Origin of the sequence: Novosphingobium sp. 9U, from assembly GCF_902506425.1 — a bacterium.
GTDB lineage: Bacteria > Pseudomonadota > Alphaproteobacteria > Sphingomonadales > Sphingomonadaceae > Novosphingobium.
Genome location: NZ_LR732469.1, coordinates 851,784 through 871,178, shown reverse-complemented (window position 1 = coordinate 871,178; position 19,395 = coordinate 851,784). Strand labels below are relative to the sequence as shown.

The window sequence follows — 19,395 nt, the reverse complement described above, 5'->3', positions numbered from 1 at the left end:
GGCCGTCGGAGTATTGGGCCGTCAAAGGCCCAGCACCGACTTGGCTATGATGGTGCTCTGGACTTCGTTGGTGCCGCCAAAGATCGTCCAGGCTCTGCTGTTCAGATAGCGCGCCGCCGCGACTTGCGCGCCCTTGGAGTGCACTGCCGCCGGCGCATTGTCGCCATAGAGCGGTCGCTCGGTCTCCAGCTGCAAACCGGCAGGGCCATAGAGGTCTACCGCCAGCAGGTCGATCTCCTGGCGCAAGTTGGAGGCAAGCAGCTTGGTGAGCGAGGTCTGTGGCCCGGGCGGGCGCCCCTTGGCGACCTCCGAGATGATCTTCAATTCGATCATCTCCAGCGCATTCACCGAGAGCCGCGTCTGCGCCACGCGCCGTTTCCAGTCGACCTGGTCAGCCAGCCTGCCGCCGCGCCCGTCGCTTTCGTCGGTCGCAGCCTCTTCGATCTGGTCGAGATCGTAGCCGAGCTTGGGCGCGTGACACGAACCGCCGCGCTCGTTCTCCAGCAGGAACTTGGCGATCGTCCAGCCCTGCCCTTCCTCGCCCACCAGGTTCTCGGCCGGCACGACGACGTCTTCCAGGAAAACCTGGTTGACCTCATGATCGCCGGCCGAAGTCAGGATCGGACGCACAGAGACGCCGGGGCTCGCCAGATCGATCAGCAGGAAAGAGATGCCCGCCTGCTTCTTCACCTCGGGGTTCGTGCGCACCAGGGTGAACATGCCCGTGGCGTGATGCGCGTGGGTGGTCCAGATCTTGGAGCCGTTGACGACGTAGTGGTCACCCTGCCGCACCGCGCGGGTGGCCAGGCTGGCAAGGTCCGATCCCGAACCCGGCTCGGAGAAGCCCTGGCACCAGTAATCCTCGCCGCTGAGGATGCGCGGCAGGTAGTGGCTCTTCTGCTGCTCCGTACCGAAGGTGTAGATCACCGGGGCGAGCAACTTCAGTCCCAGCACCGTCAGGTTGGGCGCACCGGCAAGGGCGCATTCCTTCTCGAACAGGTAGCGCTGGATCGGCGTCCAGCCGGTGCCGCCATGCGCGGCCGGCCATTGGTAACCCAGCCAGCCCTGCTTGTTCAGCACGGCGTTCCAAGCCTGGCCGATCTCGGGCTCGACGAAGACCGACGGTGTCGCGGCCCCGCCGGCCTTCACCTCCGCGGGCAGATGATCCCGCAGGAACGTGCGCACCTCGTCACGAAAGGCGGCATCCTGTGGGGAAAGTTCGATATCCATGGGCTTTCAGCGTTCCAGTATCGTGACGGCAGAGACGCCCGGCGCACCATAGACGTGGCTGTAGGCGGTCCGGGGACCGCCCGGCACCTGACGGCCGCCGCCATGTCCGCGCAGCTGCACCACGTTCTCGTAGACCTGGCGCAAGCCGGAGGCGCCGATCGGCTCGCCGCAGGCGAGGCAGCCGCCGTCGGTGTTGACCGGCAGCGCGCCGCCGATCTCGGTGCGGCCTTCCGCCAGCCACTGCTCCTGCTCGCCGTCGGCGCAAAAGCCGTTCTCGGCCATGTGCATGATCTCGGCGCCAGCTTCGGTGTCTTGCAGTTGCGCGACGTCGATGTCGCCGGGCCCGATGCCGGACGCCTTGAACGCGTCCGCCGAAGCGATGCGCGAGGCAGTCGGCCGCGGGCGGGTGTCGTCCTCCACCACGTCCACCGACGGCGCGAATACCTCGAAGCTGTGCGGCGGCCGGGTGCGCATGGTCGCGGCCTTGAGGCGGATCAGCGGCTTGCCCAGTTCACGCGCCTTCTTCTCGCTGGCGAGGATCAGCGCAACACCGCCCTCGGCGGGCGAGCAGAACATGTACTTGGTGTAAGGATCGCTGACCAAGGGCGCGTCCAGGATGTCCTCGAGCGAGACCGGCTCGCGGCGCCAGGCGTGGGGCGCGTGGACGGCATTGCGGAACGCCTTCTCCGCAACCCGCCCCAGCGAGGTCTGCGAGATGCCGAACAGGCTCATGTAGCGCATGATCTTGGCGGCGAAGAACTGGGTGGTGACCATCTGGCCCACTTCGCCGTACCAATCGGGCAGGTTGTACTCGGAAGGCAGCGCGTTGAAGGCGCCGCGTGGATGCTTGTCGAAGCCGACGGCAAGGCCGATGTCGAACTCGCCCGACTTGATCGCCATCTGCGCGCTGAACAAGGCCGAGCCGCCCGCCGCGCAGCCGTTGCGCACGTTGATGAACTGCACGCCGGTGAGGCCCAGGCGATCGACCATGGTGTCGGGATTGCCCGCGGCGTCAGAGCTTCCATAGGCGAATTGTACTTGGCGCCAGTCGATCCCGGCGTCCGCCATCGCTTCGCGCACCGCATGCACGCCCTGGTCGAGGCCCGACAGGCCATCGGTCCGGCCGAACTTGTGGATGCCGATGCCCACGATGCACACGTCGCTCATGCAGCGAGTTCCGCCGGCACGAATGCGGGTATGCGGGTGCTGTTCGGATCGTTCCGGTCGAGCAGCCCCGGCTGGAAGCGCACCGGCATGCCGACCGCCACGTCCTCGAACGCGACATCGTCCAGCCTCGCCTCGACGATGACCTCGCCCGGCAGTTCGACATAGGCGACCACCCACGGCGCGAACGCCTCAGGTCCCGCGTACGGCGGGCTCTTGGGGCGGAACCGTTGCACCGTGTAGGACCACAGCTTGCCCTCCCGCGAAAGCGGCACGGGGTCGTGCGTCGCGGTCGATGGACAGGGGAAGACGATGCGGCCGGTTTCCCGGTCCTTGCCACCGATCAGACGCGCAGGCGTCTCGTCGGTGAACAGGCCTTCGGCTATGGCGCGCATCTCTTCTCCGCCCCGGTTGATCTCTCCGGTCATGTCAGCTTTTTAAGCCTGCCCCCGCCCGCATTTTGACTCACCAAAACGCTAGGGTAGCCAAACCGCTAGTTCGTGCGACCCATGCCGGCGGGAGAGCACAAGCCATGAGCAGGCAATGGGACTACATCATCGTCGGTGCCGGGAGCGCCGGTTGCGTGATGGCCGAACGGCTGAGCGCGGACGGTCGCTCGCAAGTGCTGGTGCTCGAAGCCGGTGGTGAGAACGACAGCTTCTGGGTGACCCTGCCCAAAGGCGTGGCCAAGCTGGTCAAGAAGCCTGAGCACATGTGGGCCTACCATGTCGCGCAGCCACGCGAGGAAGGCGCCAACGATCCCGGCGCCGGCGAGGTCTGGATTCGCGGCAAGGGCCTGGGCGGCTCATCCTCGATCAACGGCATGATCTGGAGCCGCGGCGAGCCGGCCGACTACGACGCCTGGGAAAGCGAGTGCGGCGCGACCGGATGGAACGGCGCGAGCATGACGGCTGCCTTCCTGGAACTAGAAGACCACGCGGCCGGACCTTCCGAGATGCGCGGCAGCGGTGGCCTCGTTCGTGTCGACCCGGCCTGCCACACATACCCCTTGGCCGAACGCATGATCGAGGCGGGCGAGGCGCTTGGACTGCGGCGTGTGGACGACCTCAATGCCACTGCCGGACCGCGTGTCGGCTATTACAGCCACAACATCCGCAATGGCCGTCGCGAGTCCTCGGCGCGCACCTATCTGGCAGTCGCGCGCAAGCGGCCCAACGTCACGGTAATGACAGGCGTCACGGCCGAGCGGATCGTGTTCGATGGCACCCGCGCGATCGGCATCGACGTGGTGGTCGATGGCAAGCCGCAGCGTTTCGACTGCGCTGGCGAGATAGTGATCAGCGCCGGAGCCATGGAAAGCCCGTTGCTGTTGCAGCGCTCAGGCATCGGCGATGCGGGCCGGCTCGCGCTCGCCGGCATCCCGCTGGTGGCGCACTCTCCCGATGTCGGCGAGAGGATGATCGAGCACTTGTCGCTGTCGATGCCGTTCCGGCTCGACCACGGCAAGGGCACCAATAAGAGCTTCTTCGGCCTGGGCGCGGCGCTCGCGATGCTGCGGTACTTGCTGCGCCGCGACGGCGTGCTCGCGACGGGACCTTTCGAGGTCGGCGCGTTCTGCAACGTCGCGCATCCCGATAGTCGCACCGATGCGCAGTTCTACTTGGGCGGCTACACGTTCAAGGTCGGCGACGACAAGGCCCCGGTCCCGCTCGACAAGATCGATCCCAAGCCCGGCGTGACGATCTACGGCCAGCTCCTGCGCCTCACCAGCGAGAGCAGCGTGCGGGCGACCGGCCCTGCTGCGGAGGCTCCGCCGCACATCCTGCACAACTTCCTGAGCACGCAGCATGATCGCACGTCCGCCATCGCCCTGGTGCGCAAGATGCGCGCCTACATGGCGGCGCCTCCGCTCGATCGGATGGTGGGAGCGGAACTGGTGCCGGGTGCGCAGGTCGAGAGTGACGAGGACGTGCTCGCCATGTTCCGCCGTTTGTCCAGCTGCGGGCTCCACGCCATCCGCTCTTGCCGGATGGGCAGCGATCCGAAGGCCGTGGTCGACCCGCGGCTGCGGGTGAACGGGGTGCAAGGCGTGCGAGTGGCGGACTGCTCGGTCATGCCCGGCCACGTCACCGGCAACACCAATGCTCCGGCCATGGCGCTAGGCTTGCGCGGTGCGCAGCTGATGCTCGAAGACCGCGCCGCGGCGGAACCTAAGCGTGAGCTAGAACCTCACTTCTGAAGCGAGATGTAGCCCAGCTGCGCGGCCTTGAAGACTGTCTGGCTGCGATTGACCGCGTTCAGCTTGGTGGCGGCGTTGTGGATGTGGAACCGCACCGTCGCCCGGCTGCGCGACATGATCATGCTGATCTCCATGTCTGTCTTGCCGATCGCCGCCCAGCGCAGGCACTCCACCTCGCGCTTCGACAGGCGCGATCCGGATGGCAGGGCCTGGGCCGACCCCATCACCTGCACGTAAGTGGCGATGAACGTGCGGGCATAGAGCCCCAGCGCGTCCGAGTAGAGCGCGAATTCCTCGGTGAGGTCGGTCTTGCCACGATCGAGCGGATTGAAGCTGACCGCGCCGATCTGGCCGAACGGCAGATGGACCGGCACGCCGATCGCGGCCCAGGTCATCGCCCGATGCTCGAAGTTGGAGAGGTCGATCGAGGCCAGGTATGCGTTAGGCTCGCGCGTGCGAAAACCCTCGGCGTTGACCCAGAACGGCTGGCTCTCGAAACGGCAGGCGGTGGTCAGCGGGCTGTCCAGCGCGATGCGCGAGTTGCGCCACCAGACCCGCTCGTCGGTATCCCAGCCGAACACCTCCGTCGCTAACATGCCACCGTCGGCATCCACAGGGGTGCGCTTGTCGGCGATGTCGTGCGCCGGGGCAACGCGCATGCCTAGCCCCTGGGCGATCGCATGCAACGCTTCGGCAGCCGGCCGAACGCCTGCAGCCGACGTCACCCGCACAGCGTCGATGTGATCCTGTGATAACAGCGCCATTAAGCTTCTCTCCCAAGCCTTCTTAGACCGCGTGTTCGAGTGGCACAATCGCGTGCACCAGGATCGACATGGGCGTGACTAGCCTTTTGCTCAGCAGCGATCGACTTCGACGCGGTGGTACTACGAACGGCGGATACCGGGAGTGGACTGTGAACTTCGATCTCAGCGAAGACGAGGAAATGCTGAAGGCGCTGGCCGATCGGTTCGTCGCCGATCGCTACGATCACGATAGCCGCCGCGCGTTCCTGGCAGAGCCTTGCGGGTTCTCCTCCAGTAACTGGCAGCTGCTGGGCGAACTCGGGCTGATCGCGGCGCCGTTCGCCGAAGACCTGGGCGGGCTGGACCTTGATGCCACCGGCGTCGCCATCGTGTTCGAGGCGCTGGGCCGTGGCCTGGTCGTGGAACCCTTGGCAGAGTCCGTGATGATGGCAGGCCGCCTGTTCGCCATGACCGCGCGCGAGCCGCTGCTGAACTCATGGATCGAGGCCGTGGTATCCGGCGAGAAGCGCCTCGCACTGGCCGCGCTGGACGAGCGCGCGCGAGATGGCCTCTGCTGGCTGGAGACATGTGCGGTTGCAAAGGGTGACAGCTGGCGGCTCAGCGGCACCAAGCCGTTCTGCGCTGCAGGCGGCGGTGCCGACGCCTTCATCGTCCCTGCGCGCATCCACGGCGAACCGGGCGATCGCACCGGCGTGGCGCTGTTCCTTATTCCCGCCACCCAGCCGGGTGCTTCGCTGCGCCCGTGGCACATGGCCGACGGCAGTGTGGCCGTCGCCTTGACGCTGGAAGATGTGATGATCAGCGACGATCACAAGCTCGACCGTGCTGGAGACGATGGCCTTGCCGCGATCGACGCCGCGAACGAGCTGGCCGACTTGGCCCGCAGCGCCGAAGCGCTCGGGATCATGGAGCGGCTGTTCGCCGATACCATCGACTACCTGCGCACCCGCAGCCAGTTCGGCGCGGCGATCGGTTCCTTCCAGGCGATCCAGCACCGCATGGTCGCACAGTATGCCGTGATCGAGCAGGCCCGGGCCCTTCTCAACCTTGCCTTGGTCTCAAGCGAAAGCGCCGAGTTCGGCAAGGCCGTCCAGGGCGCCCGCGCGTTCCTCGCCCGCACTTCGCTCGAGCTGGGGCACGAGATGATCCAGTTCCATGGCGGCATGGGCATCACCGACGAACTGGCGATCGGCGCCGGGCACAAGCGCCTGCTGGTCCTCTCGCGCTGGCCCGAGAGCCCGCAGGCGACGCTGGACCGCTACGCCGGCGTACTCGCCTGACAAGCTCACCCCGACTGAAGGGCGGCCTCGGATGACGCGGCCGCCCTTCTCTTTCACTCCACCACTGCTCCTGGCGCGACCCGAAGAGGCTTGCTCAGGTTACCCGCTGGCGCTGTTTGAGCCAGTCGATGCCGCGACGCAGCAGATCGTAGAACACCGGCAAGTCCCAGGCGCAGCGGTCCACCGTGGGCCACCAGTCCAGCATCGGCTGCAGATCGTAATGCCCGCGGCAATGGCCGAGCGTGTTGTAGAGCACCGCGCCTGCGCCATGATCCTTCAGATACATCACCGGGTGCGTGCCCGGCGCATCCGCGGCCTCGACAAATCCGGTGCCCTCCTGCGTGCACTCGGTCTCGAGCAGGACGTGCAGGTCGCCGTGTGTCTCCATGTGGTAGAGCTCGTCCGTGGTCTCGAACGGCTCAACGCCGGCAACCAGGGGATGGCTGGGATCGGCAACGGTGACGGTGTAGGGTGCGATCGGCGGGTGAGAGAGGAACTGCGAGCCGAGCAGGTCCATGAACAGCGGCGCCCAGCGCGGCGCATCCCACAGTCCCGCGTCCGGTCCCTTCGCCAGCAGGCGCAAGACCGAGTTGGTGCCATGCAGCGCGTACCAGCGCCCGCCCGCCGCGAGCCAGTCGCGCAGCACCTCCTGCGCGGCCAGTGAAGGCGTCACGTCGCACGTATAGGTGATCAGGATATCGGCCTGGCGCAGCGCGTCGAGGTTCTCGTAATCCTCAAACACGCGAGTGCGGACGGCAGGGTCCTCGCTCAGCAGCCTGAGCAGTTCGAGGCGTGCAAAGTCCATGTCGTGCCACACGCCGCCGCACACGAGGACGCAGTTGATCCGCGGCGGGTGAGCCGCAGCGTCTTGCCCATCGGCCATCGGCTCAGTCCTGCCTCCAGCCGCCCAGTTCACCGCCGATGTACTTCATCAGCGTATCCTGGAACTGGCGGATGCGGATCTCCTGGTAGTTGCCCAGGTTGATCTTGCCAGTCTTGGATACGTGCAGGCCCTCCTGCACGTACGGCAGATTGTCCATGTCCTGCTCGAAAACGTCGCCCAGAATGCCGAGCTCGGGCGCCTCGGTCCATTTCTGATCGAGCCTCAGCATCTTGAGCGGAGCACCACGCGGGATCGGCTGGCCCTTGGGAATGCGCGAAAGGATGCGCACTTCCATGATGCAGGTGTCGGGCGTCTTGCCGGTTCGCCAGTTGTAGACGACGTTGGGCATGAACCCGCCCCACGGGGAGAAGTTCGGGAACACGTTGTAGACCAGCGCGTCGAGCAATTCAGCGTCCGTCGCCTCGGCATGATCGTAGCCGGTGGACGCGGTGTAGGCCTTGCGCATCGCCTCGCCCAGCGCCGCACGCGCGCTCACGCCTTCGGGCACCGCGATCGCCATCGGGTTGTCGCGCGCGGCTTCCTCGTAGTTGTCCGCCGAACGCCCGTTGTAGCGGATGAACTGGTCGACGATCCACTGCTCACCCTGGCCCTCTTCGATGTGCGGGCTCATCACGCCGAACGGCACCAGGTTGACGTTCACGTTGTCGCCCCAGGTCCAGTAGGCCGCGTTGGAATCGCCGGTGAAGGGCAGCAGCTGCGGGTGCGTGACGATGGTGTGCCAGGCCTCCATGAAGGCCTCCATCACCACCTTCCAGTTGGCCGGGACCTCCTTGGCGACGCGCATGACGCTGGCGCACTCCTCGTGCCGCCATCGCTTGAAGTGCTCGGGCAGCGGCGCCAGGAACTGCTCCAGGCTGGGCCCGCCCTTCTCCTCGCGGATGAACACGTAGCCAGCCCAGCGGCCCACCTCCGCCTCGGGCAAGTCGAGGCTTTGTTCGTTCAGGTGCGGGAAGTCCCACTGGCAGGGCATCGAGTTGAAGCTGCCGTCCTTGTTCCAGGCAAAGCCATGGAACGGGCAGACGAACTTGTCTGTCGTGCCCTCTTCCGTGCGCAGCTTGCGGCCGCGGTGAAGGCAGACGTTGTGCATGGCCCGGATCGAGCCATCATCCTGCCGGCTGACGAGGTAGGAGCGCCCCGCGTTCTCGTAGACCACGAAGTCGCCGGGCTCGGGCAGGTCCTCCTCGCGCGCGGCGAACTGCCAGACGCAAGGCCACATCCGCTCGCGCTCCAGCTGGGCGAACGCCTCGCTGGTGTAGCGCTCTGCCGGGATCGGTTCGGAGCCGCGGTAGGTATAGCTTTCCTCGGTCAGGATCGCGGGTGCGGGGCGTGAATCCTGCGCCATCAGCTCGGACCAGCTGATGCCCTTGCTGCGATCGGCGCCGAGGCCTTCCGAGTTCGCAGCCTCCGGTGGTGTCTTGGTTGCAAGGGCGGGATCGCGCTCGGCCATGTGCTTCGTACTCCCAAAGCATACTTCTGTTTGGGGGCATGTCTGCCCGATCGCCTAGCGGGCGTCACCTTGCTCAAGTCATAGGTTGCCGGGTGGCGCCGCGATAGATCATGTTCAGGCTCAGATAACACGCGGGAGAATGCCGTGCGGCGGCTTGAAGGCAAGGTTGCGCTGGTGACCGGAGGGACCTCCGGCATCGGCGCGGGAACGGTGGAGCGCCTCTGCGCCGAAGGGGCGAGCGTGGTGTTCACCGGCTCCAACCAGGCGGCCGCCGATGCCGTCTGCGCAGCAACCGGCGCGCAGTTCATCAAGCACGACGTGACCGACGCCTCGGCGTGGGACGGGCTGATCGACACGATCCTGCAACGGCACGGACGGCTCGACATCGCCTTCGCCAATGCCGGCACGGAAAGCGGTGACGCCAGCATCGAGGACATCACCATCGATGGCTGGAACAACGTCATGAACGTGAACCTGACCGGCGTGATGCTGACCGTGCAGCATGCGATGCGGGCGATGGCGCGCAATCCGGAAGGGCCGGAAGGCTCGATCATCGTCAACTCGTCGATGAACGCGCACCGCGCCATGGGCAACTTCTGCGCCTACTCCGTCTCCAAGGCCGCCGTGATCGCGTTGATCAAGTCTGCCGCGGTCCATGCCGGCAACCGCAAGTACAAGATCAGGATCAACGCGGTGCTGCCCGGCGTGGTTGAGACCGCCTTGATCGTAAACCTGATCGACAAGTCGGCCGATCCTGCTGCCGCCCGCGCCGCCTACCAGAGCCTCTCGCCATTGGGGCGCATGGCGCAAGTCGACGAGGTGGCGGGCATGGTGGCGTGGCTGGCGAGCGACGAGGCCCGGTTCTGCTCGGGCAGCGAGTTCACCATGGACGGCGCGTCCACTGCGGGGATGAACGGCGTATGAGCGTTCTGGGTTCGCAGCGGCTGAAGGGCCGTGTCGCACTAGTCTCCGGCGGCCTGCGCGGCATCGGTCTCGCCTGTGTCGAGCGTTTCCTGGCCGAAGGCGCCGAAGTCGTGCTGACCGACCTTTCGGCACCCGATAGCGACGCCGTGACAAGCACGCTGGCTGGACTCGGCCAGGCAGCCAGCTACGTGCAGGCGAACGTCACCAGCGAGGACGATTGGCAGAGCGTGCTCACCGCCGTGACGGAGCGGCATGGCAAGCTGCACGTGCTGGTCAACAACGCGGGCATCGATCTGACCGGCCCCGTCGCTACGACCTCGCTCGAGGACTGGCGCAAGATCATGGGCATCAACGTCGATGGTGTGTTCCTGGGCGTGCGTACCTTCGTGCCGCTGATGGAGCGCAGCGGCGCCGATGTGAAAGGCGGCGCCTCGATCATCAACGTCAGCTCGATCATGGGTCTGGTGGGCCTGAGCGAAGTGTCGGGATACAACGCCAGCAAGGGCGCGGTGCGATTGTTCACCAAGTCGATCGCGCTGGAATTCGCCGAGAAGAAGATGCCGATCCGCGCCAATTCGCTGCATCCCGGCTTCGTCGTCACGCCCTTGCTGCAGGAAGGCTTCCAGCGCTGGGTGGACAAGGGCGTCGCTCAGAAGACGCAGGATCTGGTCGACATGATGGCCGGCAAGACGCCGATCGGGCGCCTTGCCGACCCTTCCGAGCTGGCGGGTGCCGCATTCTTCCTCGCATCCAGCGACAGCTCCTACATGACCGGCGCCGAGCTGGTCATCGATGGCGGCTGGACCGCGCAATAGCTTCACCGGAGATCACCAGACCATGACCATCGCCCTCCCCAACGTGGTTGCCGTCGTGACTGGCGCCGCCGGTGGCATCGGCCGCGAGATCGTCAAGGCCATGAAGGCCGAGGGCGCAGTCGTGATCGCGACCGACCTGAAGGACGACGCCGAGGTCGAAAGCGCAGACCACTACGTGCGCCACGACGTCACCAGCGAAGCCGATTGGCGCGCCGTGGAGCAGCTGGTGCGTGACCGCTATGGCCGCCTCGACGTGCTGGTGAACAACGCTGGCTTCTCGATTGTCACCAGGTTCGAAGATACGCCGCTCGCCGAGTTCCACCGGATCAACGCGATCAACGTGGACTCCGCCATCATCGGCACGCAAGTGCTGCTCGACCTGCTGAAGCAAGGCGGCAAGGCCCGCAGCAGCGGCGCCTCGATCATCAATTTCTCCAGCGTCGGCGGCTTGCGCGGAGCCGCGTTCAACGCCGCCTATTGCGTCAGCAAGGCGGCAATCAAGATGCTCAGCAAGTGCCTGGGCGCCGAGTTCGCGGCGCTGGGCTACAACATTCGCGTCAACTCGGTGCATCCGGGCGGCATCGACACGCCGATGCTGAACTCGATCATGGCGCGTTACGTCGAGCTGGGCGCCGCACCCTCGCGCGACGCGGCGCTGGCCGGGATGAACGCCTCGCACCCGATCGGCCGGCTGGGCCGGCCCGAGGAGATGGCGGGCGGCGTCGTGTTCCTCGCCTCCGACGCGTCCAGCTACATGACCTGCGACGAGCTCGTGATGGACGGTGGCTTCAGCCAGGTCTGATCAAGGCGGCGCAAAACAGCCGCGGGAGAGAAAAAATGGCCAACAAGGCACGCGATGCCGTCGTGCTCGAGTCGGGCGCGGCAGGACTGACGGCTGCGCTCACCGCGGCGGTTTCAACAGCGCCACGTCGCAGCGGCCTCAGCGCACTGGCGGCTGCAGCGGCCCCGGCCTGAGAGGAAACAGGCTATGGTCAGCAGTCTTCCCGGCATCGTCGGCATCCACCACATCGGCGTCTCGGTTCCAGACCTCGCCAAGGCGCGCGCGTTCTACATCGGCATTCTGGGCGCAATAGAGGAGGTCGCGCCGATGGAGTGGTCCGGCAATCCCTTCATCGACAAGGTCGTGGGTCTGCAGGGCAGCGCCGCGCGCCAGTTCTTCTGCCGCCTGGGCAATCTGCAAATCGAGGTGTTCGAATACAGCGCACCCGTCCAGGCGCCGCTTCAGCCGGGGCGTAGCGTCAACGAATACGGGTACACGCATATTGCGCTGCAAGTCGAGGATGTGGCGGCGGTGCATGAGCGCATCGTCGCCGCCGGCCTGCACGTGCACACGCCGCCCGATCTCTCGACGATCACCATCGATGCTGACGGCCAGAAGCACGGCTACGCCGGCACTTACTGCCGCGACTTCTTCGGCAATGTCTTCGAGATCCTCGAGATCCACATGAGCGACGCCATCCGCCCGATCCAGACCATTCCGGTACAGACCACAGGGGACCAGTCATGCGCCTAATCGTCGCCGGAACGCTCCGCTTTGCCGGAGGCGAGGAGGCTTGCGTCGCCATAATCCGCGGCGGCGCGCAACACATCGCTTCGAGCCGTGAGGAAGACGGCTGCGTGGCATACAACTGGGCCGTCGACCCGCTCGATCCTGGCCTGATCCACGTCTACGAGGAGTGGGAGAGCGAACGCGCGCTGCTCGAGCACTTCGCGCATAGCTCGTACAAAGCCATGCGCGAGCATCTGGGCCGGTTCGAGCTGACCGGGTTTGCGGTGCAGATCTACTCGGTCGCCGGCATCGAGCCCGTCTACGGCGAAGACGGTTGGCCCCGGACAGAGATCTTCGGGGTAACCCTCTGAGCTAAGCCCGGCGCCTCAGGCGCCGGGGTGCACCATGTCATTGAGCAACTCGTGGAAGCGCTGCACGCGCTTCTCCTGATCGGGCAGGATGCAGCCCTTGAACCCGCGCGAGTTCAAGCCCTGCTGCTGGCTGGTGCCGATCGACAGGTCCTGATCGGCGACAAAGCCCACCGAAACGCCGTCGCCATAGACGGAGTGGCGCGCAACTGCGTCGTGCCGGAGCGGCACGGTGCCGATCGGTGTCTCCACCTCGCGCATGCCTTCTACCGGCGGATAGAGGCACCAGTGCTGGAACACGCACTTCTCGGGGTCGGTCGGGTGCGGCTCGGTGCGCAGGACCTGCATCTGCTCCGGGCTCATCGTCAGGGTGAGGTTGGGGAACAGCGTGCAGTGGAAGTAGTCGACCAGTTGCTGGTCGGTCATGCTGTCATAGTTGGTGAACCCGCGCGAGGGGCCGAGCCGCCGCTTGGCCTCGATCACGGCCGCGCGCAGGTCGCCGGTGCGGCCGTGGTACTCGGCCGGATCGATGTCCCAGGCCCGCGCGATCTGGTCGAGCGGGGCAGGCACTTCGGTAGTGTGGTAGTCGACGCGCGTGGTCGCCTGATGGCCCTTCATCCACATCGAATTGTGACCCGAGGGGTACATCTCGAACAGCGTATCGGGAAGGCCATCGTTGATGAAGGTCGCCAGCTCCGGGTGGATGGTGGGCAGGTGATAGCTCTCGTTGAAGTTATCGCGGATGATCTTCCAGTTGAACTCGCAATCGACCGAAAGATTGAGCACGCGCACCCAGTTCTCGAGACCATACCCCGCCAAGCGCTCGGGGAACGGCGCCAGCCACTCATGCAGCGGCGCGACGTCGTCGTCCATGCACCAGAATACGAAGGGACCCCAGGTGTCGCAGCGCAGCTCGGACAAGTGGACGCGCCCGCATGGACTGCCGCCGGCGAAGTCCTCGGGATCCTGCACTTTCGCCAGGGTCCCGTCGAGATCGAAGGTCCAGTTGTGGTAGCTGCACACGATCCGGGGCACGCTGGTCGCCTCGCCCAGCACCAGCCGGTTCCCGCGGTGCGGGCAAGCGTTGTAGAACGCCCGGATAGAGCCGTCCTCCTGCCGGACCATGATGACCGACTCCTTGGCGAAGTTGTGGCGGATGATGTCGCCAGGCTCTTCCAGATCCGCCAGAACGCCGCCCAGGTGCCAGACCTTGGGCCAGACGTTCTTCATCTCCAGGTCCATCCACTCCTTGGAGATGTAGCGCTCGGCCGTGATCGTGTCGCCGCGCACCGGCATGTCGAACTCGGGCGAGTAGCGCGAAACGGTGCTTTGAACGTTCATGATCCTGGTCCTCTCGCGGGGCCTTGACGGGACCTGCCGCATTATTGAGCCATCTCGCCGACTTGTGCGTCCGCGCGGGTTTGCCAGCGTTATGCTGCCGGGTGGCCCCGTCACTCACCTGCGAAAAAAAACAGGTGCATGGCGCCAGGCCTCGTCCCCACATGGGCGAAACATTCTCGGGAGATGACGATGGCGAACGTAGCAATCACCGGCGCAGGACGGGGTATCGCGCTGGAGCTTGTCCGCCTGCATCTCGCCAAGGGCGACCGGGTCTATGCGCTGGTGCGCGATCCCAGCCGAACCGGCGAGCTCAATGACATGGCCGCCGCGTCCAATGGCCTCCTTTCCGTCCACGCCATGGACGTGGGCGACGATGCCTCAGTGAAGGCAGGCGCGGCCGACACCGGCGGCGACACCATCGACGTGCTCTACAACGTCGCAGGCGTATCGGGCAGCACGCAGTCCGAGCTGGAAAGCGCGGACTTCGCCGACTGGGCCGACGTGTTCAACGTCAACGTCAGTGGACCGATGCGCGTCTTCCAGGCCTTCAATCGCCGCCTCGCCGCAGGATCGCGGATCGTCAGTTTCGGCAGCCAAGTCGGCGCCTCGACCTGGCCCTACGCGGGCTATGAGTCCTACTCGGCGTCCAAGGCCGCGCTGCACCGGCTGATGGTGTCGCTGGCGCTGGGCGTGAAGGATCGCGGCGTCATCGCGGTCAGCGTGCATCCGGGCTGGGTGCAAACCGACATGGGTGGGCCGCAGGCCGACCTCACGCCGCAAGAGAGCGCCGAAGGGATCGTCGCCTTGGCCGAGGGCCTCACCCCCGAGATGTCAGGCGGGTTTTACAAGTGGAATGGCGAGCCGCACGCCTGGTAGCTTGGGCTCAGCGCGCACCCAGCCAGGCGCGCGTTGCCTGGAGCACGGCGACCGCTCGGGCGGTCGGGTCGCTGTAGGCGTCGCGCAGAGCGGCTGAGCGCAGCTCGATCGAGAGCGGAATGTCGCCGGGCAGTGCCTCCAGCATGGCCGTCAGCGGGAGCGCGCCCTCTCCGCACTGCTCGCGCAAGTCGATGGCATCGTGGATGACCGCATCGAAGTCGTCCAGATCGGGCCGGGTCGCAGGTGCATCGCAGAACTGCGCGTAGGGCAGCAGCGCCGGATCGATCGCGGCGATCTGCGCCACTGTGGTGCCGGAGCGGTCGACGTGGATCGGATCGACCAGCACTGCGGCCAGCGGGTGCGCCACACGTTCGACCACCGCCAGCGCCGCGCTCAGATCATTGACCGCAGTGAACACCCCGAACTCCAGCGCGACCCGCATCTGCGAGGCCTCGGCGTGCCGGCAAAGCGCCGCCAATTGGTCAGCGGTCGTTTCCACGTCGGGATGGGACGAGACGCACAGCACGTTGGCCGCACCTAGCTCCATCCCTATGTCGATGATCTTGCGGTGCCCGTCCAAGGGCGTGTCCGGCTTGAGCCAGACCACCTCGACATCGAGCAGGTCGAGGTCCGTACCGGCGAGCGCAGACTTTGCGGCGCGGGTATCCGCCGCCCGCCAGACTGCGGGATCGACCCACAGTCCCACCGCATCGAACCCCGACTCGGCGCCCGCGCGAACCACATCGAGAGCGCCGAACTCGGGCAGCACGCCCGACGCGAGCGAGAGCTTGCGCACCCGCCTACATCCGGGGTTCGGGCTGCGAGGCGTCGTCCTCCAGGTACCAGTTGAGCCACTCGTGGAAGTACTGATTTCCGCGCTCATTGCGGCCGAACACGAGTTCGTCGTGCGCGCCTGACTCCAGGCCGCGCTGGATCTCCAGGCCGATCAGGTAGTCCTCCTGAAAGGTGACATCGCGGAAGAAGTTCATCGCCGCTTCCACGCCTGCACGGTCGGCATCGTCCTTCACCGGATCGCGGCGCAGATAGTTCAGCACCGTGCGGTTGCGATCGGGCGTCGGCCCGGGGAAGAGCTGCGCGACTTGCGTAATCTCCGGCGCGATGAAGATCGACACGTTGGGGAAGAAGATACGCACGAAATCATACCCATAGTTCTCGCGCGTGCCCCAGTCCTGCCGCGGCACGTCCTTCAGCTGCTCGCAGATCGAGTGCTGCGGAAAGCCGATGCGCATGTTGGGACCGAAGCCCTCGTAATGCGTGCAGTTGGACGGCGTGCGCGGAAAGATCGTCTCGGGGTGCAGCGACTTGAAGTGATAGCCTTCGAGGTAGCCGTCGTAGGCGACTTTCCAGTTGGCGCCTTCGATGGTGCGGCTGCCGAGATAAGTCCAGTTCGCGAAATCGAGAGCGTCGAAATCTTCCAGAAAACCGCGAAAGTGGTTGTCGAGATCCATCGGCGCATTGGGCGTGAGGCACACGAAGATCATGCCGCTGCGCTCCTCGCACGGAAGCTGCCGCAGGCCCATCGCGCTCTTGTCGACATCGCCGAAGGTGCTCGCCTCGGAGATACCGATCAGCCGTCCGTCCTGGCCGTAAGTCCACGAATGGTACTTGCAGGTGAACCGCGCGCAGTTGCCGTGTCCGTCGGCTGCGACCGGCGCCCCGCGGTGCGAGCAGACATTGAGGAACGCGCGCACCGTGCCCTGCTTGTCGCGCGCAATCAGCACCGGCAGGCCGATCGCCTCCATCGCTTTGTAATCGCCCGGGTTCGGCAGCTCCGCGGTGAACGCCAGCATCAGCGGAACCCGCTTGAACACCAGCTCCATCTCCGCCTTGAACTGGTCGGGGTCGGTGTAGCTTTGGGTCGGTACCTTGAAGGTACGGTCGGTCTGGAACGTCTTTTTGTTCTCGACATAATCGAGCATGATCTCGGCGGCGTCGCCAATCTGCTGTACCCGGTCCAAATGACGTCCTCTCGACATACCTTATCTCGTACCAGAATGTCGGCACGCGGCGCCCCTCGCAAGCTGCGCAAGGTGTTAGGTTGCGGTGCAAGCCTTGACACTTTGGCCAGTTGGCCGGGCGCCTGAGCCGGGGCACGCCTCCGCCATGATGGAGAGGACACAGAAGCCCTGGGCGTGGCTCACCACGCCGCCTGCGCACCTGCAGCGCTACGCCGGCACCGGTTTGTGGGACGAGCGCACGATCGCCGATCACGCCGAAGCTCTGGCGCAGGACGATCCGGAGTTCGTGCTGCTGATCGACGGCGCAGTGCAGATCACCCGCGCGCAGGCGCTCGCCGATGCCGAGGCCTTGAGCGCCGCGCTCCACGCCCGCGGCATGCGCCCTGGTGAGGTCCTCGCGTTCCAGGTGCCTAACTGGCACGAGGCGCTTGTCATCAACCTGGCAGCCGCGATGTCCGGCCTGGTGGTCAACCCGATCGTGCCGATCTACCGCGATCACGAAGTCTCGCAGATGCTCGCCGACTGCGGAGCCAAGGCACTCTTCGTGCCCGGCGGTGTGCGCAAGTTCGACTATGCCGCAATGGCGCAGCGTCTTGCCGGCGACTTGCCCGAACTGCGCCATGTCTTCACCGTGCGTGGCGAAGGCGACAACGATTATGCTGCGCTACTAGCCGAAGGGCGTGGCGTTGCCTTCGCCCGGCCGAAGGTCGAACCCTTGGGCGTCAAGATGGTGCTCTACACCTCGGGCACGACCGGGCGCCCGAAGGGCGTGCTCCACAGCCATGTCGCGATCGCGCGGGTGCTGCGCCAGAGCGGTACGTTCTGGGGATTGAAGCCAGGAGAGGCGACGCTCATGCCCTCGCCGGTGACCCACGTGTCGGGCTATGCCAATGGTCTGGAGGCGCCTTTCATCTGCGGCACCAGTACAGTGCTGATGGATGGCTGGGACGCGCAAGCCGCGCTGACGCTGATCGACCGGCACAGCCTGGTGGGAACAGTGGCGGCGACGCCTTTCCTGGTCGAGCTGGCGGCAGCCGCTCGCGACAGCGGCAAGCGCCTGCCCTCTCTGCGCTTCTTCGCATGCGGCGGGGCGGCGGTGCCAAGCGACTTGATCCCCGCGGCCAATGCGGCCTTCGCCAGATGCCGGGCCTTTCGCGTATTCGGAGCGTCGGAAGTGCCGCTGGTGTCGTTCGGGTGGCCCAGCGACGAGCACCTCGCCGCCACGACCGACGGCGCCATCGTCGACTACGAGGTCCGGATCGTCGATGGCGACGATCGCGATCTGTCGGATGGCGCCGAAGGGGAAATCCTGGCGCGCGGCCCCGCCATGCTGCTGGGCTACGCCGACGAAGCGCAGACCCGCGAGGCGATCACCGCGGACGGGTTCTTCCGCACCGGCGACCTCGGCGTGCGCACGCCACAAGGCGCGATCACCGTCACCGGTCGCAAGAAGGACCTGATCATCCGCGGCGGCGAAAACATCTCCGCCAAGGAGATCGAAGACGTGCTGCACGCCCATCCGCACGTGCGCGAGGCTGCGGTCGTCGCGATGCCGCACGCGCGGCTCGGCGAAGGGGTCTGCGCCTACGTCGTCGCGCGCGCCGATGCGCCCTCGGCTGCCGCGCTGGCTGAGCACGTGACCAGCAGCGGCCTCGCGCGACAGAAGATCCCTGAACGCTTCGAGTTCCGCGAAGACCTGCCGCGCACCGCCTCGGGCAAGGTCCGCAAGGACCTGCTGCGCGCGGAGGTCAAGGCGCTGGTCGACGCCGTTCCGGGCTGAGATCATCCTGCCGCAGCGGCGATGGCGGCGGCAATCTCGCTGTTCATCGGGTTGCGGCGCAAGGTCAGGCCGCCGTTCACCTGCAGGTTCTCGCCGGTCATGAAACATTCGTCGCTGGCGAGCCACACGGCCGCCGCGGCGATGTCGTCCGAAGTGCCGATGCGGCCCAGCGGATAGCCGGCCAGAAACGCTTCGGCGAGCCCCGGCACCTGCATGGCTTCTGCTGTCATCGGGGTGTCGGTCAGTCCCGGCGAGATCGAGTTGGCGCGCACGCCTTCGCTGCCGAACTCGTGGGCGATGCAGCGCACAACGTGGTCGGCGCCGGCCTTGGTGCCCATGTAGGCGGCGTGATCGTTCAGCATGATCGTCGCGGTGGCCGAGCTGATCTGAATGAGCGAGCCGCCGTTCCCTCCATGGCTGCGCGCCATGCGACGCAGCATCGCCTGGAAGAAGTGGAAGGGCCCGACATACTGCAGCATGGTGAGGCCCATCAGCTCGTCATGGGTGGTCTCCAGGAACGGCTTTAGCAGGCCCCAACCCGTCGCGTTGATGGCGATATCGATGCCACCCAGATGGTCCATCGCCGCCTGGCCGAGATGATCGAGGCTCTGCTCGTCGGTGAGGTCGCACACGGCGAAATGGCAGCCGTGCGCCGCAGCGAAATCGGCGAGCACATCCTCCTTGCGCCCGGAAACGAGCACGCGCGCGCCCTCGGCCAGAAAGCGCTGGGCGATGTGCTGGCCCATGTTGTCTGGGCTGCTTGCCCCGACGATCACCGCACGTTTGCCATCCAGCCTTCCCATCGCTCTCTCC

The 19,395-nt window shown here is 66.1% G+C and carries 20 protein-coding genes; 10 read left to right on the top strand and 10 right to left on the bottom strand.

Annotated features, from left to right (window positions below; all coding sequences use genetic code 11):
- Nucleotides 1-21 precede the first annotated feature (21 nt).
- The 3 genes from GV044_RS03990 to GV044_RS03980 are packed head-to-tail and all read right to left on the bottom strand — an operon-like array spanning nucleotide 22 to nucleotide 2,822.
- Nucleotides 22-1,230 carry an acyl-CoA dehydrogenase family protein gene (locus GV044_RS03990; RefSeq protein WP_159865770.1) on the bottom strand — a complete coding sequence of 403 codons (1,209 nt, stop codon included), beginning with the start codon at nucleotides 1,228-1,230 and terminating at the stop codon, nucleotides 22-24.
- 6 nt (nucleotides 1,231-1,236) lie between these two features.
- A complete protein-coding gene (locus GV044_RS03985) occupies nucleotides 1,237-2,397 on the bottom strand; it encodes a thiolase family protein (RefSeq protein ID WP_159865767.1) in 1,161 nt (386 codons plus the stop codon).
- Nucleotides 2,394-2,822 carry a Zn-ribbon domain-containing OB-fold protein gene (locus GV044_RS03980; RefSeq protein ID WP_371741564.1) on the bottom strand — a complete coding sequence of 143 codons (429 nt, stop codon included), beginning with the start codon at nucleotides 2,820-2,822 and terminating at the stop codon, nucleotides 2,394-2,396. The genes GV044_RS03985 and GV044_RS03980 overlap by 4 nt, the downstream gene beginning before the upstream one ends.
- A gap of 104 nt (nucleotides 2,823-2,926) precedes the next feature.
- Between GV044_RS03980 and GV044_RS03975 the strand changes: the two genes are divergently transcribed.
- Nucleotides 2,927-4,594 carry a GMC family oxidoreductase gene (locus tag GV044_RS03975; protein ID WP_159865764.1) on the top strand — a complete coding sequence of 556 codons (1,668 nt, stop codon included), beginning with the start codon at nucleotides 2,927-2,929 and terminating at the stop codon, nucleotides 4,592-4,594.
- On the opposite strand, the gene GV044_RS03970 is transcribed toward GV044_RS03975, so the two are convergent.
- Nucleotides 4,585-5,358 (bottom strand): LuxR C-terminal-related transcriptional regulator, encoded by a 774-nt coding sequence (locus GV044_RS03970; RefSeq protein ID WP_159865761.1) that lies wholly within the window; start codon nucleotides 5,356-5,358, stop codon nucleotides 4,585-4,587. The two genes, GV044_RS03975 and GV044_RS03970, sit on opposite strands and share 10 nt — an antisense overlap.
- Before the next feature lie 149 nt (nucleotides 5,359-5,507).
- Between GV044_RS03970 and GV044_RS03965 the strand changes: the two genes are divergently transcribed.
- The gene (locus GV044_RS03965) at nucleotides 5,508-6,638 is read left to right on the top strand and encodes an acyl-CoA dehydrogenase family protein (protein ID WP_159865758.1); all 1,131 of its coding nucleotides are present in this window, start codon (nucleotides 5,508-5,510) and stop codon (nucleotides 6,636-6,638) included.
- 94 nt (nucleotides 6,639-6,732) lie between these two features.
- On the opposite strand, the gene GV044_RS03960 is transcribed toward GV044_RS03965, so the two are convergent.
- Both GV044_RS03960 and GV044_RS03955 read right to left on the bottom strand, forming a co-directional pair.
- Nucleotides 6,733-7,521 (bottom strand): ThuA domain-containing protein, encoded by a 789-nt coding sequence (locus GV044_RS03960; RefSeq protein WP_159865755.1) that lies wholly within the window; start codon nucleotides 7,519-7,521, stop codon nucleotides 6,733-6,735.
- A 4-nt stretch (nucleotides 7,522-7,525) separates the two neighbouring features.
- On the bottom strand, nucleotides 7,526-8,989 hold the full coding sequence (locus GV044_RS03955) for a Rieske 2Fe-2S domain-containing protein (protein WP_159865752.1): 1,464 nt from the start codon (nucleotides 8,987-8,989) through the stop codon (nucleotides 7,526-7,528).
- 144 nt (nucleotides 8,990-9,133) lie between these two features.
- Here GV044_RS03955 and GV044_RS03950 point away from each other — a divergent pair, with 144 nt between their 5' ends.
- Genes GV044_RS03950 through GV044_RS03925 form a run of 6 tightly spaced genes read left to right on the top strand, consistent with a single transcriptional unit; the run spans nucleotide 9,134 to nucleotide 12,609 of the window.
- Nucleotides 9,134-9,913: an SDR family NAD(P)-dependent oxidoreductase gene (locus tag GV044_RS03950; RefSeq protein WP_159865749.1), complete on the top strand. Its 780-nt coding sequence runs from the start codon at nucleotides 9,134-9,136 to the stop codon at nucleotides 9,911-9,913.
- Nucleotides 9,910-10,728 (top strand): glucose 1-dehydrogenase, encoded by an 819-nt coding sequence (locus GV044_RS03945; protein ID WP_159865746.1) that lies wholly within the window; start codon nucleotides 9,910-9,912, stop codon nucleotides 10,726-10,728. The genes GV044_RS03950 and GV044_RS03945 overlap by 4 nt, the downstream gene beginning before the upstream one ends.
- 22 nt (nucleotides 10,729-10,750) lie before the next feature.
- A complete protein-coding gene (locus GV044_RS03940; RefSeq protein WP_159865743.1) occupies nucleotides 10,751-11,530 on the top strand; it encodes an SDR family oxidoreductase in 780 nt (259 codons plus the stop codon).
- A 35-nt stretch (nucleotides 11,531-11,565) separates the two neighbouring features.
- Nucleotides 11,566-11,703, top strand: a complete 138-nt coding sequence (locus tag GV044_RS03935; protein ID WP_159865740.1) for a hypothetical protein — start codon at nucleotides 11,566-11,568, stop codon at nucleotides 11,701-11,703.
- A gap of 13 nt (nucleotides 11,704-11,716) precedes the next feature.
- On the top strand, nucleotides 11,717-12,262 hold the full coding sequence (locus tag GV044_RS03930; protein ID WP_159865737.1) for a VOC family protein: 546 nt from the start codon (nucleotides 11,717-11,719) through the stop codon (nucleotides 12,260-12,262).
- Nucleotides 12,253-12,609 (top strand): putative quinol monooxygenase, encoded by a 357-nt coding sequence (locus GV044_RS03925; RefSeq protein WP_159865734.1) that lies wholly within the window; start codon nucleotides 12,253-12,255, stop codon nucleotides 12,607-12,609. Before GV044_RS03930 ends, GV044_RS03925 begins: the two co-directional genes overlap by 10 nt.
- A gap of 15 nt (nucleotides 12,610-12,624) precedes the next feature.
- On the opposite strand, the gene GV044_RS03920 is transcribed toward GV044_RS03925, so the two are convergent.
- Nucleotides 12,625-13,947 carry an SRPBCC family protein gene (locus GV044_RS03920; protein ID WP_159865731.1) on the bottom strand — a complete coding sequence of 441 codons (1,323 nt, stop codon included), beginning with the start codon at nucleotides 13,945-13,947 and terminating at the stop codon, nucleotides 12,625-12,627.
- A 189-nt stretch (nucleotides 13,948-14,136) separates the two neighbouring features.
- Here GV044_RS03920 and GV044_RS03915 point away from each other — a divergent pair, with 189 nt between their 5' ends.
- Nucleotides 14,137-14,823 (top strand): SDR family oxidoreductase, encoded by a 687-nt coding sequence (locus GV044_RS03915; protein WP_159865728.1) that lies wholly within the window; start codon nucleotides 14,137-14,139, stop codon nucleotides 14,821-14,823.
- 7 nt (nucleotides 14,824-14,830) lie between these two features.
- On the opposite strand, the gene GV044_RS03910 is transcribed toward GV044_RS03915, so the two are convergent.
- Together GV044_RS03910 and GV044_RS03905 are read right to left on the bottom strand one after the other, a co-directional pair.
- Entirely contained in the window at nucleotides 14,831-15,619 is a 789-nt protein-coding gene (locus tag GV044_RS03910) for a sugar phosphate isomerase/epimerase (RefSeq protein WP_159865725.1), read from the bottom strand.
- A 4-nt stretch (nucleotides 15,620-15,623) separates the two neighbouring features.
- Complete coding sequence (locus GV044_RS03905) at nucleotides 15,624-16,820, bottom strand: aromatic ring-hydroxylating dioxygenase subunit alpha (protein WP_371741563.1); 1,197 nt, start codon at nucleotides 16,818-16,820, stop codon at nucleotides 15,624-15,626.
- A 130-nt stretch (nucleotides 16,821-16,950) separates the two neighbouring features.
- Between GV044_RS03905 and GV044_RS03900 the strand changes: the two genes are divergently transcribed.
- Nucleotides 16,951-18,582, top strand: a complete 1,632-nt coding sequence (locus GV044_RS03900) for an AMP-binding protein (RefSeq protein ID WP_236554685.1) — start codon at nucleotides 16,951-16,953, stop codon at nucleotides 18,580-18,582.
- A gap of 2 nt (nucleotides 18,583-18,584) precedes the next feature.
- Here GV044_RS03900 and GV044_RS03895 read toward each other — a convergent pair whose 3' ends face one another.
- On the bottom strand, nucleotides 18,585-19,385 hold the full coding sequence (locus tag GV044_RS03895; protein ID WP_159865716.1) for an SDR family NAD(P)-dependent oxidoreductase: 801 nt from the start codon (nucleotides 19,383-19,385) through the stop codon (nucleotides 18,585-18,587).
- Nucleotides 19,386-19,395: the final 10 nt, after the last annotated feature.

Excerpts from the sequence above, each read along its gene's own strand:
- GV044_RS03990 (WP_159865770.1), bottom strand. The coding sequence starts at position 1,230 with ATGGATATCGAACTTTCCCCACAGGATGCCGCCTTTCGTGACGAGGTG.
- GV044_RS03985 (WP_159865767.1), bottom strand. The coding sequence starts at position 2,397 with ATGAGCGACGTGTGCATCGTGGGCATCGGCATCCACAAGTTCGGCCGG.
- GV044_RS03980 (WP_371741564.1), bottom strand. The coding sequence starts at position 2,822 with ATGACCGGAGAGATCAACCGGGGCGGAGAAGAGATGCGCGCCATAGCC.
- GV044_RS03975 (WP_159865764.1), top strand. The coding sequence starts at position 2,927 with ATGAGCAGGCAATGGGACTACATCATCGTCGGTGCCGGGAGCGCCGGT.
- GV044_RS03970 (WP_159865761.1), bottom strand. The coding sequence starts at position 5,358 with ATGGCGCTGTTATCACAGGATCACATCGACGCTGTGCGGGTGACGTCG.
- GV044_RS03960 (WP_159865755.1), bottom strand. The coding sequence starts at position 7,521 with ATGGCCGATGGGCAAGACGCTGCGGCTCACCCGCCGCGGATCAACTGC.
- GV044_RS03955 (WP_159865752.1), bottom strand. The coding sequence starts at position 8,989 with ATGGCCGAGCGCGATCCCGCCCTTGCAACCAAGACACCACCGGAGGCT.
- GV044_RS03945 (WP_159865746.1), top strand. The coding sequence starts at position 9,910 with ATGAGCGTTCTGGGTTCGCAGCGGCTGAAGGGCCGTGTCGCACTAGTC.
- GV044_RS03940 (WP_159865743.1), top strand. The coding sequence starts at position 10,751 with ATGACCATCGCCCTCCCCAACGTGGTTGCCGTCGTGACTGGCGCCGCC.
- GV044_RS03935 (WP_159865740.1), top strand. The coding sequence starts at position 11,566 with ATGGCCAACAAGGCACGCGATGCCGTCGTGCTCGAGTCGGGCGCGGCA.
- GV044_RS03930 (WP_159865737.1), top strand. The coding sequence starts at position 11,717 with ATGGTCAGCAGTCTTCCCGGCATCGTCGGCATCCACCACATCGGCGTC.
- GV044_RS03925 (WP_159865734.1), top strand. The coding sequence starts at position 12,253 with ATGCGCCTAATCGTCGCCGGAACGCTCCGCTTTGCCGGAGGCGAGGAG.
- GV044_RS03920 (WP_159865731.1), bottom strand. The coding sequence starts at position 13,947 with ATGAACGTTCAAAGCACCGTTTCGCGCTACTCGCCCGAGTTCGACATG.
- GV044_RS03915 (WP_159865728.1), top strand. The coding sequence starts at position 14,137 with ATGGCGAACGTAGCAATCACCGGCGCAGGACGGGGTATCGCGCTGGAG.
- GV044_RS03905 (WP_371741563.1), bottom strand. The coding sequence starts at position 16,820 with ATGTCGAGAGGACGTCATTTGGACCGGGTACAGCAGATTGGCGACGCC.
- GV044_RS03900 (WP_236554685.1), top strand. The coding sequence starts at position 16,951 with ATGGAGAGGACACAGAAGCCCTGGGCGTGGCTCACCACGCCGCCTGCG.
- GV044_RS03895 (WP_159865716.1), bottom strand. The coding sequence starts at position 19,385 with ATGGGAAGGCTGGATGGCAAACGTGCGGTGATCGTCGGGGCAAGCAGC.